The organism is Paenibacillus andongensis (assembly GCF_025369935.1).
Taxonomy (GTDB): domain Bacteria; phylum Bacillota; class Bacilli; order Paenibacillales; family NBRC-103111; genus Paenibacillus_E; species Paenibacillus_E andongensis.
Map to the genome: position 1 here is coordinate 849,076 of NZ_CP104467.1, position 12,717 is coordinate 861,792.

At 37.5% G+C, this 12,717-nt stretch carries 10 protein-coding genes; 7 read left to right on the forward strand and 3 right to left on the reverse strand.

The genetic code is table 11. The features are described 5' to 3' along the window. Nucleotides 1-102 precede the first annotated feature (102 nt). The 3 genes from NYR53_RS03785 to NYR53_RS03795 are packed head-to-tail and all read left to right on the forward strand — an operon-like array spanning nucleotide 103 to nucleotide 5,606. Nucleotides 103-2,010 carry a 3'-5' exonuclease gene (locus NYR53_RS03785; RefSeq protein WP_261303998.1) on the forward strand — a complete coding sequence of 636 codons (1,908 nt, stop codon included), beginning with the start codon at nucleotides 103-105 and terminating at the stop codon, nucleotides 2,008-2,010. A gap of 58 nt (nucleotides 2,011-2,068) precedes the next feature. Beyond that, nucleotides 2,069-5,215, forward strand: coding sequence for a DEAD/DEAH box helicase (locus tag NYR53_RS03790; RefSeq protein WP_261303999.1), 3,147 nt, complete (start codon nucleotides 2,069-2,071; stop codon nucleotides 5,213-5,215). Nucleotides 5,216-5,228: 13 nt separating this feature from the next. Next, on the forward strand, nucleotides 5,229-5,606 hold the full coding sequence (locus tag NYR53_RS03795) for a (deoxy)nucleoside triphosphate pyrophosphohydrolase (protein ID WP_261304000.1): 378 nt from the start codon (nucleotides 5,229-5,231) through the stop codon (nucleotides 5,604-5,606). Between the two features lie 136 nt (nucleotides 5,607-5,742). Here the strand turns inward: NYR53_RS03795 and NYR53_RS03800 are convergent, their stop codons facing one another. From NYR53_RS03800 to NYR53_RS03810, 3 genes are read right to left on the reverse strand one after another with little or no spacing between them, the layout of a single operon-like run. Then, nucleotides 5,743-6,717, reverse strand: coding sequence for a tyrosine-type recombinase/integrase (locus tag NYR53_RS03800; protein ID WP_261304001.1), 975 nt, complete (start codon nucleotides 6,715-6,717; stop codon nucleotides 5,743-5,745). Continuing rightward, nucleotides 6,714-7,811 carry a tyrosine-type recombinase/integrase gene (locus tag NYR53_RS03805; protein ID WP_261304002.1) on the reverse strand — a complete coding sequence of 366 codons (1,098 nt, stop codon included), beginning with the start codon at nucleotides 7,809-7,811 and terminating at the stop codon, nucleotides 6,714-6,716. The genes NYR53_RS03800 and NYR53_RS03805 overlap by 4 nt, the downstream gene beginning before the upstream one ends. Nucleotides 7,812-7,830: 19 nt before the next feature. Beyond that, the gene (locus tag NYR53_RS03810) at nucleotides 7,831-9,114 is read right to left on the reverse strand and encodes a tyrosine-type recombinase/integrase (protein WP_261304003.1); all 1,284 of its coding nucleotides are present in this window, start codon (nucleotides 9,112-9,114) and stop codon (nucleotides 7,831-7,833) included. 543 nt (nucleotides 9,115-9,657) lie between these two features. Here NYR53_RS03810 and NYR53_RS03815 point away from each other — a divergent pair. From NYR53_RS03815 to NYR53_RS03830, 4 genes are all read left to right on the forward strand, one after another. Next, the gene (locus NYR53_RS03815; protein WP_261304004.1) at nucleotides 9,658-10,689 is read left to right on the forward strand and encodes a hypothetical protein; all 1,032 of its coding nucleotides are present in this window, start codon (nucleotides 9,658-9,660) and stop codon (nucleotides 10,687-10,689) included. A gap of 68 nt (nucleotides 10,690-10,757) precedes the next feature. Beyond that, nucleotides 10,758-11,102: an excisionase family DNA-binding protein gene (locus NYR53_RS34380; RefSeq protein WP_367618614.1), complete on the forward strand. Its 345-nt coding sequence runs from the start codon at nucleotides 10,758-10,760 to the stop codon at nucleotides 11,100-11,102. Between the two features lie 80 nt (nucleotides 11,103-11,182). Continuing rightward, nucleotides 11,183-11,695 (forward strand): hypothetical protein, encoded by a 513-nt coding sequence (locus tag NYR53_RS03825; protein ID WP_261304005.1) that lies wholly within the window; start codon nucleotides 11,183-11,185, stop codon nucleotides 11,693-11,695. A gap of 60 nt (nucleotides 11,696-11,755) precedes the next feature. Continuing rightward, complete coding sequence (locus NYR53_RS03830) at nucleotides 11,756-12,385, forward strand: tyrosine-type recombinase/integrase (protein WP_261304006.1); 630 nt, start codon at nucleotides 11,756-11,758, stop codon at nucleotides 12,383-12,385. Nucleotides 12,386-12,717: the final 332 nt, after the last annotated feature.

The following is a 12,717-nucleotide window of genomic DNA, read 5'->3' on the forward strand; positions in this document are numbered from 1 at the left end:
TAAGTGAAAAATAAGGATATTTGTCATACTCTGTATATTCATTCCAGGCTATTTAGTACTATAATAGTGCTAGTAGGTATTACGTACTAGGAGAGACAGAATATGGCTTACATGGTACCGGAAACGATCCCCAGAGGTGCAACGGCTGGAGAACGTATTTTGTTTGAAAGTTTAAAAGATCATTTACCGAGTGACTATATTGTTTATTATGAACCTGAGATTCGGGGTAGAAGACCCGACTTTGTCATTATAGGCCCTGATTTGGGGCTCGTTATTCTTGAGGTTAAGGATTATACCAAAGGTACATTGTACCAAGTTAATCACGATGAGTGGACTCTGCGAAACACTGCCGGTGAGTTGGTGACTACGAAAAGTCCGCTCAAACAAGCTAGGGATAATGCTCGCTTAATATCGGAGCACCTGAAAAAAGATAAGAATCTCGTACAAGACGCGAGTTCTTATTTGAAGTTCCCTTATGGTTTTGGCACAGTCTTTACTCGACTTAAGCAAGAGGATTTTATCAAACACGATCTATACCAAGTGATTGAGCCTCAATTTGTACTATGCAGAGATGAAGTTGATCCGGATGAGGATGGCTTTTCTCAAGAAATATTAAAGGAAAAAATCCATGGCATGTTCACGGTTTGGAGTCAGAAAAAGAACATTTTAACCAATGAAGATATACAAGCCATTCGCTTCCACCTGTTTCCTGAGGTGCGGATCAGTGCAGAGTATAAGCCTACTATTAAACATCAGGATCAGTTGCTTCTCTCACTTCATAACATCAAAACAATGGATCTTCATCAAGAAAATATGGCGAAACAAATCGGCGATAAACACCGACTTATTAGAGGGGTTGCAGGAAGCGGCAAAACGCTTGTTCTTGCCAGCCGCGCTAAGATGTTAGCTAAGGCTCATCCAGATTGGAAGATTCTTGTACTATGTTACGGAATTCCATTATCCCGAAGCTTAAAACAAATGATCGAGCGAATGATGAATGAGCCTGAAGATTTGTTGGATCTAATCAACTTAGGGTCATCGGATAATCAAAGAGAATCGAAAGTAGAGGTATATAATTTTCATGAGTGGCTGAGGAACAGTTTACATATGAAAGATAGTGAAATACCTACACTATTGGAGAAAGTGAACAATAAGGAGGCAATCCTTCCGACATATGATGCGATTATGATTGATGAAGGCCAGGATTTTGAACCTGTTTGGCTGAAACTGTTAAGCTGCTGTTTAAATCCAGATACTCAATCGTTGCTCTTAGTTGAAGACCGAGCACAAACTATTTTTAATAGGAAAACAAGCCTGGCTCAGGATATTGGTCTTAATTTTCGTGGGCGATCAAAAATTCTTGCTATCAATTACCGTAATACTGCGCAAATTGTTCAGTTCGCTTGGGGGTTTTATCAAGAACATTCCCAATTAAAGAATAAGGTTCAGGAAGGTTCGGTAGATGGTGTGGAAATCATCCCTCCGCAATCAACGAAGAGAAAAGGTCCGGAACCTATGATTAAAGGGTTTCGCGATATTCGAGAGGAAATGAATTTTGTATCCAAGTCAGTTACATTCCTAAACCAACACAAAAACATACCTTTTCAGGATATAGCCATATTATATCGGGTTAAAAATAGCCATCGTACTTCATACTTTGATGAAATAAAAAACAGTTTGGAACTGCATGAATTACCGTATACATGGATTACAGAAAATGCGGAGTCCAAACGAAATTTTGTGCGAGATGAAAATAAGATTAAGATATCTACCATCGACAGTGCAAAAGGCCTCGATTTTCGGGCAGTGTTTATTATCAACATTGAGAATATGCCGTTTCCACTTGAAGAAGTAGAAGAGAGAGAGGTCTCTCTCTTTTATATTGGTATGACTCGGGCATTGGAGTGGTTGTTCCTGACTTATAGCGGGGAATCAAAATTCACTCAATACTTAGACGAGATTATTCAGAAAAGAAGCCAGCAAACGTCATTACATAAACAATCTGTATAAGACTGGAATTGACATTGCGCACCCTTGTGGTGCTCTTTTTATAGAGAGAGGTGCCCTTATGAAACAAGGACTCTACGAACAGATCATAAACAACATAACTACGAAGCAGTTATCAGCCCTAGACCCGACTTTATATGAGGTAGGCAAGGAACGATTAGATGCTGAGGAAGCGAGAAAGATGCTATCCAATTATTTGGCTACGGTCACTCGTAGAGCGCTAAAAGCAGTGAGGGAACAAAGCAGTGACGAAGAAGCCGTACTTGCTCAGGTCAGAACCTGTAATGAGATTATCGCTACACTAAAGGAAACTCTGGGGCAAGAGGAATACAAGGAGCTGCAGCTTGACGAGCAGGGTGAAGTATTAACATACGTCTACTCAAAGCTTAATCATGTTCGTGGTATTAAAAATGAAAAGGTGCTTCGGCCGGCAACACCACTATCTCAAAGCTCGTTATTTACAGGTTCACACTCGGAACCCAACATGATGAATGAATTAAAGCATGAAATTGTGACAGCCGATCGGATAGATCTGTTAGTATCATTTATCAAATGGAGCGGTCTTCGATGTCTCATGGAGCAGCTAGAACAATTCACTTCCAGCGGTGGACAGCTTCGTGTTATTACGACTACTTATATGGAAGCGACTGACTACAAAGCTGTATTAGAATTAAGCAAGCTCTCAAATACAAAAATTAAGATATCCTATGATACGGATAGGACCCGACTTCATGCGAAAGCCTACGTATTTATGCGAGACACAGGGTTTACAACAGCTTACGTAGGTTCATCTAATCTTTCTAACCCTGCTCTTACTAGTGGTCTAGAATGGAATTTGAAGGTGACAGAAAAAGATTCCTATGATGTCCTTAAAAAGATCGAGGCCACTTTTGAGAGCTATTGGAACGATAGGGAATTCAAGCTCTTTTCTCCTGAGAACGTGGAACACGAGACTCAACTTCAGGAAGCTTTAGGGAAAAAGAAGGTTAATGAGCATGAAGCACTTCATTTCCATTTCGACCTGACGCCCTATGATTACCAAAAGGAAGTCTTGGAAAAGCTTGAAGCTCAGAGGACCTTATACGGAAGAATGAAAAACTTATTGCTCGCTGCGACAGGTGTTGGTAAGACGGTGATATCAGCTTTTGATTTCAAGCGATATAGGTCAAAAAATCCAGGAGCAAAGCTTCTTTTTGTTGCTCATCGAGAAGAAATATTGAAGCAGAGCCGGGATACGTTTAGGTTTATTTTAAAGGATCTTAATTTTGGAGAACTGCATGTAGGTAGCAATCAAGCACAATCGGTCGATCATCTGTTTATCAGTATACAGAGTTTCAACTCAATGAAATTAGCAGAGATCACGACAAGTAACTTCTATGATTTTATTATTGTGGATGAGTTTCATCATGCCGCCGCGCCATCCTATCAAAAGCTTCTCACCCACTATCAGCCAGAGATTTTGCTAGGTTTGACGGCAACGCCAGAACGTATGGACGGGAAGGATATATTAGCCTATTTCGACCATACCATTGCTGCTGAGATTCGATTAATAGACGCCATAGACCGAAAGTTGCTTTCACCCTTTCATTATTTTGGAGTAACCGATCATGTGGATTTGACTCAAGTGAAATGGTCGAGGAGAGGTTATGATCTACGAGAGCTAGAGGGCCTATACACAAGCGATAAGATTCGCGCTACACAGATTTTGAATAGTCTCAAAAAGTACGTAACAGATTTGGACGAAGTAAAAGGTTTAGGATTTTGCGTAAGTGTCGAGCATGCATTATATATGGCAAAAGTATTTGATGAAGCGGGAATCCCATCAATTGCGCTGCACGGGAACTCTCATGAACAAGAACGAAGTCAGGCAAAGGGCCGGCTCATTAGTGGTGAAATTAAGCTCATCTTTGTAGTGGATCTTTACAATGAAGGGGTGGATATCCCGGAAGTGAACACCATTCTATTCTTACGTCCTACAGAAAGCTTGACTGTTTTTCTGCAGCAGCTTGGTCGTGGTTTGCGTTTGGCAGAGGGGAAAGAATGTCTTACCGTTCTTGACTTCATTGGGCAAGCACATAAGGAGTATAACTTTCAGGAGAAATTCCGTTCTCTGTTAGGCAAAACTAAACACTCCGTTCAGCATTATGTAGAGAATGGTTTCTCTAGTTTACCTAGGGGAAGCTTTGTTCAACTTGAAAAACAAGCAAAGGATTACATCCTAAGAAATTTGAAGCAGGCGTCAACTAATCGACGAAGTTTAATTAATAAGATTAAATATTTTGCAGATGATACGGGACTCATGCTTACCTTGACAAATTTCATTGAGTACCATGGAATTTCTGCATTTGAACTATATGGTGGTCGCAACGGTAACAGATTCTTAAGGGGATTAATGGTTGAGGCAGGCGTGCTAGAGCCTTTTGAACTTCCTCCAACAGAATTAGTAAAACGTATTCCAGCATTATTAAATCTGAACTCACGAAGGTTATTGAAATTTTTAATTTCATATATAGAGGAAGAGAAGCAACCAGAAACAGAAGAAGAGCATCTCATGCTAAACATGTTCTATTATACCTTTTATCGGGCAGAGCCTAAGAAGCATGGTTTTGTTGAAATAGAAGCAGGAGTTAAATCCATTTTATCTAGTACTGCATTTCGGGATGAGATTATTGAAATTTTTAAATATAACTATGCCCATATTGATTTCGTCGATAAGAAACATGATTTTCCATTTCCGTGCCCGATCGATATTCATTGCCAATACTCTACCGATCAGATTTTAGCGGCATTTGGACTCTGGAATGAAGAGAAAGCACCAGCTTTTCGAGAAGGTGTAAAACATCTTGAAGATAAGAAGACGGATATATTCTTTATCACATTAAATAAATCGGATAAGGATTTTTCACCTTCGACATTGTATGAAGACTATGCCATTAGTGAGCGTTTATTTCATTGGCAGACCCAAAGCCGGATATCAGAGGATACCAAAACAGCGCAAAGGTATATTCATCAAAGAGAGACTGGCAACCGAATCGCCCTATTTGTTCGTGAATATAAGGAAGAGAATGATTATACGTCACCATTTGTTTTCCTAGGGGAAGCAGAATATGTGAAACATGAGGGCAGTAAGCCCATGAGTTTCGTTTGGCAATTAAAAGAGGAGATGCCGCCCGTGATGGTGCCGGCTGCTAATAAATGCATCGTATAGGAAGTGTGATGAAATGATTCGAGTAGCTGCAGCGATTATAGAAAATGAAGAAGGGTTACTGCTCATAGCTAGACGTCGGCCTGAGAAGTCTCAGGGCGGGCTATGGGAATTTCCAGGTGGGAAGCTAGAGGAAGGTGAGTCGCCGGAAGCTTGTTTAGTAAGAGAGCTGAAGGAAGAGATGAACATTAAGATTGAGCCGTATGAATTTTTTGGAATGAATGATCATTGGTATGGGGCGCTTCATATTCAATTGATTGCTTATAGAGCGAGGTTTGTGGGTGGCGAGATCGTACTGGTTGACCATGATGAGTCTTGTTGGGTGCGGATAGAAGAGTTGAGGGAGTTTGAATTTGCACCAGCTGATGTGAAATTTGTTGAGAGTTTCAACTAAGGATGTGCAAAGGTAAAAATATACTAAAATCAAATTAGTATATCTATTTAATATATAGGATATTACGGACAAATATTTCGAGTAATAGGGTAAATAAAGGGAAACGGCATTATCGACTATACGCGTTCCCTTTTATTTACTGATAATTCCCTTTATTTGTTTTAAGAAAGTGAAGTAACTCCTCATTTTCTTTAACCGTAATTCCTTTATTACGCAAAACATTCTCATCAATATATCTTTGTGTAGTTTTAAAATGATTTGGTTCGTGTCCAAGTATTTGCTGTATGGTAGTAATATCACATCCTGCCTCTTTCATCATGGTTGTAAACGTGTGTCTAGTGCCGTGCAACGTAAAATGTGGTATTTTTGCAATATCGCAATATGAATGTAACAGAGAAAGGGCTTTGCTGGCAGTTAAGCGATTCTGTTCGTCTAGTTTAAATAAATAATCACTTGATGCTAGTAATTGTTTATTTGAGTATTGTAGAATAGCGCAGGTCATTCCTTCCACTAAGTAACCGATTCTTTGCTTTTTATTTTTGGTTTTCTCAATTTTAAAGATGTTGCTTTCAAATTCAAAGTCTTTAATTCTGAGTGATACAATTTCAGATATTCTGCATCCAGTTGAAAGAAGAAGGGTGAAAAGCAGTAGATCCCTCTCAAGCATCGGGCTCTTCGTTATAATCGTATGCAGCAAACGTAAAAGTTCGTGCTTGGAAAGGGAACGATTAGGTCTTTTATTTGGTTTCAGGCTTTTGAAATCAAAAGAAAGCATAGGGATAGGGTTTTTAAATTTATAGTTTCGCTCTAGATATTGAAAAAAACTGCCTAAGGTGTAGCGGGTCTCTATGATGTGGAAGTAATTTAATGAACGAATTGATGTGAAATATTCATCCACTAATTTTGCATCTAGGGGGCCATAAAGACTCATTCCTGATAAATCTCTAAAAACATAAATACGTTCAAGATCGGTCGAGTCTATTGGCTGGTTTAACCGGGCAGAAAGAAAATCGCCAAACTCATTTAAATATTTCGTGTATTTCTGCTTAATCCGCTCTGTGAAGCTTGAATTTGTAATAAAACGATGAGCATCATCCTGGAAAACCCTCAATGGTTAACGTCCTCCTTAACTGTTTCTAACATCAACTTACCAAATTGAAAAGGGAAGTGTCTGTTTAGCTCGGCTAATATATCTTTTGGGAAAAGCTTGGTATAAATCGCCGTTGTTGCTGGATCATTATGTCCTAGAATTTGTTGAAGCACATGTATTGGCATTCCTCTGCGCAAACAGTTAACAGCAAAGGTATGTCTAAGGGAATGGACGGTAAAGGATTGGTTTAAATTCAGTTTGCGACATAGCTTACGAAACATTGATTCTACAGCCTCACGGGTTAACTTTGTTGGTCTGTGAGCTCCATAATCTTTTGTAAATATGTATCCGTTTAAATTGGGTTCAATATGGTCTACTCCGGTAATGTTAAGATAGTCAAGCAGGACGTCACGAACATTAGGATCTAATGGAACATGGCGTGATTTATTTCCTTTTCCGTTTCGGATAAGAAAGAACCCTTCTTTAAAATTAATGTCATTAATTTTTAAGTCAAGTGCCTCGCCTATTCTTACACCCGTTCCAGCCAAAAAAGTGAGTATGGCAAATGAACGGTATCCATTTGTTAGTTGAAGGGAGGCACTCAGCAGTTGCGATAGCTCTTCAGGATTCAGATATTTGGGAAGGGGGTTTGTTTTCTCCCATTCAAAATCTCTCCTAAAATCAGTACTGATAAGTCTTTGTTTAAAACAAAATTTGATCAGGCTGCGGATTATAGCAATGAAATTGTTAGTCGTATAGGGAGATAAAGTCGACGTGCTGTTCCGACCCTCATACGTCTGAAGAAATTCGTAGAGCAGGTCTTCATTAAGCTGTGTGACTTTAATTTCGGGATTTGTTACTTCAATGAAGTGTAAAAACTTTTTTAAGTATCCTCTGTAAAGTGCTAATGAATTAATGGATTTTTTCTTCTGTTGTACTTTGTCATCAAACCATTGCAAAAATCTGGGGATTGCTTCTGCAACAGCAATGTCTTTCAAAGTCTCTGCTTGTCTGTTAGAAGATTTTTGCACAAGATTACTGAAGTCATTTACGGAGATATTAAATGCTTGGCAGATTTCTATAATGTTATATTTCGGATTGATCTCGATACTCATGGGGGCTACTCCTTTTCTATTATGTGAGATAGGGCAGGGCATTAGAAACCAGTCTTTTAATGTTTCGGTAATAGTAATGCATGGTTGAACGTAAATCCGAATGACCAACTGATCTGGAAACTTCTGTGAGCTCATTGCCAGAATGATCATCTAGTGCACTTGTAATGAAGGTGTGTCTTAAAGCTCTAGCAGAAACTTTACTCATACCAAATATTTTCCTATTGTATTTATTAAATATGCTGCTTATATGCTTTGTTTCTATTCTCATTCCTCTGCCGGTAACGAATAGCGGGTCTATTAAGCTGGCGCCGTTTCTTTGTTTATTGATATAGGATCGAAGGATAAGCATCACTTCTTTCTCCAGCTGGATGGAACGCTGGGAAGATTTGAGTGAATACAGATATATACGTGACTCCGTTTTTAACACATCCTGGATCCGTAGTGTACATATTTCTATCGGGCGACAACCGGTAAACATGATCAAGAGGACAACACAGAGATCCCTTTTTTGGAAAGGGCTGTACTGATCCTGAAGAATTCCATTAAGAAAGGACATTCTGTCTTCATTGGTAACAAAAGAATTCTCTCTAACGACTGTGGAATCAAACTGTTCTGGTATCACATAATCGAAATAAATGTACTGATTTCTTTTTAGAAACCGGAGAAATCTGCGCAATACATTTAATTGATAATAAGCTGACCTGGACAAAATGGTTTCTTCGTCTATGCGTTTTAAGAAGTGGTTTTCAATATCCGTCAAGTGGGTCTGAGTTAACAGTCTGATGTTTTGTCTGATTTCAGGGTCGAGCAGCTTTAGAATTGATTTGATGTTGCGTAATTCAGTTGTAACGCACAGTTTATTTAACCGGCACAGCTCCTCGATATATTCCCGTAAGGGCGCACATCCGAGATCATCGAAGTGGGGGACTTCTTGGTTAAGCAGATAATTGTCCAGCGGAACATAAATATTTTTTGTCCGTAAATATCGGATATAAAAATCGAGACTGTACAAATATTGTTGCCTCTCAGAGGGTAATATCTTACCCTCCTTCAATAGATCTTCTAAGTGCTGCTTATAGGTAAGTATGGGCTGCGCAAGCTGTGGTCCGTTTATGTTTTCGTGATCATTAATTAACTGATGACTGAGTGAATAGACAAAGAACAGAAGCACATTGTTTTCGATGATGGCAGTACGCCTTACACCTGACTCAGTGAGAAATAGCTTGAACCCTGTAGGTTTGTTTTCAACGTCCCTTTTGCTGCTATTGTTGCTTTCCTTCAATAGTAGATTTGATGGAATCATCAGATTTGCAACTCCTTTTTATTCAGTGTTTCCGCATCGATTCTATCTATACTTATTCTCTAACATAGATTGTTGAAAAAATTCGAGACAGGTAGTAGAATAGAAGAAACAAGATTTTTTTGCGATTAAGTTCGCGTTTCCACTTAGTGTGGCAAGTTGAACATCCTTGGTTTGATGTGATGATCTGAAGTATAAGTGATCATAAAGATCTGCTGTGTTCCATTGGACTCAGCTGGAAGGCGATTATGCCTCACCTATGTGCAAGGGAAGGCTGCAAATGGTTTTTGTCATTTATTTACAGTTATTTTTGATAAATTGTTCTTTATCAAATTCTCCCTTTATTTAGCTAAAGTGTAATCGGGGAAGCACGGCTATCACCCATATGAGTTTATGAGGAAATATTAATTGTCAATCGACAATTGGTATTTCCTTTTTTTGTTGCATTAGACCGTTAGATTATTTAAAAACCTAAACCAAAGTTGAAGTAGTTTTTTATGCAATTAAGGATTCCTCTCTATCCCCATTGTGTTTACCTTCATTATTATGTCAGAAATTATCTCCCCCCAATCTATAAAGCAAGATCCTGTAATTATTTCAAACTATTCCTTACAAAAACTAACTTTACTAACAACATGCCGTTATGATCAGACGGTTTCATTTGTTTTTTATAAAATAATAAATGGTGATGAAATGACCAAAAAAGATAAAAGCCCAGAAGAAGTAAGAAGAGAACAGTCCTTCCAAACGTGGTTGAAAAGTATTCAATTTACAAAGGCGGGACAAGGTTACATTGAGAAAAATTTAAAAGCTGTTTATTTTTTTGTTCAAGATTGGCTGTCATATGATGGGTTCATTGATGCTCATGCAGGACTGCAAATGCGGAAATGGCCGGAGGCTAAGATCCTTTTGCGGGATATTCAGGTTTGTGATTTGTTATTGAAAAAATTAAATTCACATGATCGGATTCATGCCCTAGCTGCATTAAATGGATTCAAATCAGCTAAAGAAATAGCTGAATTACTTGATAAGCCAGTGACGACAATCAATTCCCTTTTTCAAAAGAACAGTAAACCTAAACGGACAGGATCTGCCCCCGGGCTCATATCATCATTGGCAAAATTACTTGATGTCCCTGATGAGTTTTTGCTTTATGATGACATATCTTACTATCGCAACAACTTTAACAATCTTCTTCGTGTTGAAAATACAATTAACAGCAATGAAGTATTGACTATTTTTAATTCTAATAAGAAAGAAATAGATTATTATAAAGTTGAGATCGATTTTCCGCTTTCTCTTTCTACTTCATTCGTTGCAAAGTTGCGTAGTTGGAGGCAATACCGAACTATTGAATTGTATAGTGTTTATGAAATTCCACTAACGCATTACCTTAATACAAAGGATCTTCAAATAGATGCGATTGTATATACATCAGCATTATTACGTGGGACCAGTAAAGTAATATTGTACAGAAATTTCTCAAGTAGAAATGATCAGTTAATAGAAGCATTAAAAGAGATGAGATTAAGAAAGTATACATTTGTAACTGTTTTTAGAGAAAATCTAACAACATGATGTAATTCTGATTTAAGCAATGTAACTAGGGTAACCCTTCCATTAAAAGACTTGGGAGGGTTATTTGCATGGTCAAAATTAGCGAAGCAAGGCGTAAACAGTTGCTTGAATTAATCGAAGAGTGGATGGATAAGCAAGATGAAGTGGATTTAAGTCAAAGTAGGCTACTATTGAATCAAGAAGAAAAGAAAGCAGCATCGCAAGTAAATATAGATACGATCTCACAAGATTCCTATGCGACTAATGAAAAGGCAATGTTTACTGTAAAAGAACTTTCTAGTTATTTGTGTGTTTCTCAGGATTGTATATACGCAATGGTTCGTGAGAAACAGATTCCATATGTTCGAGTTAGAAGACGTATTTTGTTTCACAGGGACTCGATAGATAGCTGGCTAAAAACAACTGGTTTATGATCTACCACAATTGAATAGAACTATAATTTCTGGAAAAACTAAAAGATAGAATTATAATTTTATTATGGGAGAGGATAACTATGAGTGTTGAAAGGTCAAGAAATGAAGTTTGGTCACTAGAACAAGATACTTTCTTACTTAATTCTGTTTTGAGACATTTAGCTGGGGGTAGTAATCAAAAGCGTGCTTTCGAGGAGGCAGCTCATGAAATAGGTCGGACCCCTGGTGCATGTGCTTTTCGATTTAACTCTGTTTTAAGACAACGACATAATGAAGAAATACGGATTGCAAAGCAGAAAATAAATAAACTATCAGAAGGAACTATCATTCCATTGCAACAATTTATTAATAAAAATGAATCCGTTAAAAATTTGAATTGGGAACAAGTGTTGAGTTTTCTTAATGCGCATATACTCGAAGAGAATTTAATGGAACAAAGATACATTGACATTCAAAAACAGTTAAACGACACATTGGAGGAAAATAGAATTTTGAAACTAGAACTAGAGTACTTTAAAGAAGTTCGAAAGAAAATAGAGCTATTTGGTGTAAACATAAATAAGATGATGGATATTTTCAATCAACCTCTCTAAGCTAATTTGACATATCCAAAGTTAAAGACATAACTCAAATAGAAAGGTTAGGTCGATGATATGAACATACATACTGATGGATTGACGTGGTTTTTTACTTTAAATGAAGAATTTAATGATTGGAGCAATGTGGGTAAAATAAAGGTTTCCGGTTTTACTTCAAGGGATGAGGCGGAAAAGGCGTATCATTCTTTTTCGGCTCTTATGAGATATAAAAAATATTTTGAAAGTCCACATGAGGTAAGTCGTGAGAAAGATTTTGACAAGCCATTACCCAAGAAGGAAGATATCGATAAATTATTGTCAATAATAAAATCACAGAATATATCACTATATCTAATATTTTCTCTTGTAATGCATTATGGATTGAGATTGGGGGAGATTCCAAGCCTCCGATGGAAAGATATTAACTTTTCCGAATCAGTGATTAATGTTCAACATAGGAAATCGCTTAGAATTACAACAATCAAAGTAAGTTCAAGGCTGCTACAAGAGTTGAAAAACTATTCTTATGGTCGTATTAAGGAAAGCTCAGATAACGATTTGATATTTTTCACAACTAAAGGGGATCCTTATAATTTTGAGGGGTTAAGGAGAATGTTAGGGAGGTTTTTGAGAAAGTCAAACCTAGATCATTTGAATTTTCATCATTTAAGGCTTATACATAAAAATGTTACATTGGATGACTAAGTTACCTGAATAAATAGAATAAACGGATTTTAACTTTTTTACAGATGCGGCCCACACTCCTTGCTGATGGGCTTTTTTTGTTTACATTTTTACTGTGAAACGGTGCATTTTTTATAATACAATTAATAAAAAAATGCACTGAAATTGGATGGATTGATTATAAGATATCAATTTGGTGATAAAGTGGTATTAAATATGGTCTAATATTAACTATACGAGTAGGATTCCCTAATACGACGGCAGGTTTTGGTTTGCTATATATACATGGGATTTTAAAGTGCGAATTTTAGAGAGTATCTCTAAAATTGATTTACCCCGTACTATTCCCTTAT

Bases quoted from the DNA above. Each gene is read 5' to 3' on its own strand.
- NYR53_RS03785 (WP_261303998.1), top strand. From the start codon at position 103: ATGGCTTACATGGTACCGGAAACGATCCCCAGAGGTGCAACGGCTGGA.
- NYR53_RS03790 (WP_261303999.1), top strand. From the start codon at position 2,069: ATGAAACAAGGACTCTACGAACAGATCATAAACAACATAACTACGAAG.
- NYR53_RS03795 (WP_261304000.1), top strand. From the start codon at position 5,229: ATGATTCGAGTAGCTGCAGCGATTATAGAAAATGAAGAAGGGTTACTG.
- NYR53_RS03805 (WP_261304002.1), bottom strand. From the start codon at position 7,811: ATGAGTATCGAGATCAATCCGAAATATAACATTATAGAAATCTGCCAA.
- NYR53_RS03810 (WP_261304003.1), bottom strand. From the start codon at position 9,114: ATGATTCCATCAAATCTACTATTGAAGGAAAGCAACAATAGCAGCAAA.
- NYR53_RS03815 (WP_261304004.1), top strand. From the start codon at position 9,658: ATGTCAGAAATTATCTCCCCCCAATCTATAAAGCAAGATCCTGTAATT.
- NYR53_RS34380 (WP_367618614.1), top strand. From the start codon at position 10,758: ATGGTCAAAATTAGCGAAGCAAGGCGTAAACAGTTGCTTGAATTAATC.
- NYR53_RS03825 (WP_261304005.1), top strand. From the start codon at position 11,183: ATGAGTGTTGAAAGGTCAAGAAATGAAGTTTGGTCACTAGAACAAGAT.
- NYR53_RS03830 (WP_261304006.1), top strand. From the start codon at position 11,756: ATGAACATACATACTGATGGATTGACGTGGTTTTTTACTTTAAATGAA.